This is a genomic window from Halomonas sp. ND22Bw (genome assembly GCF_003011945.1).
In the GTDB taxonomy this organism is placed as follows: Bacteria; Pseudomonadota; Gammaproteobacteria; order Pseudomonadales; family Halomonadaceae; genus Halomonas; species Halomonas halophila.
Window position 1 is genome coordinate 1 of record NZ_PXWD01000846.1, and the last position, 273, is coordinate 273.

1 protein-coding gene is annotated in these 273 nt (G+C 67.0%); it reads right to left on the reverse strand.

Features of this window, described 5'->3' with window-relative positions:
* On the reverse strand, positions 1-186 hold a 186-nt coding region (locus CVH10_RS20530), incomplete at its 3' end, for a recombinase family protein (protein WP_146143191.1).
* Positions 187-273: the final 87 nt, after the last annotated feature.

A 273-nucleotide genomic window follows, 5' to 3' on the forward strand; every position in this document is an offset into this window, starting at 1 on the left:
GCGCCCGATCACCGTGGTGCCGCTGCGCTCGGCGTCGTGATAGGCGCCCACCTCGACCCAGCCTTGGCGTTCGGCGTAGGCGCGGCACAGGGTCAACTGGTCCTCGATCGACTTGAACGTCTGGTGGCCGGTCGAGTAGCGGGCGTAGACGGCGTAGCGGGTCCCCGGCGGCGGCAGGGCGCTCAAGACCCCGCCTCCTCGATCCCGTCATCATCGAAGCTGCTGTCATCGAAGACCTCGATGACGATGTCCATCTCCTCCATGGCCTCCATC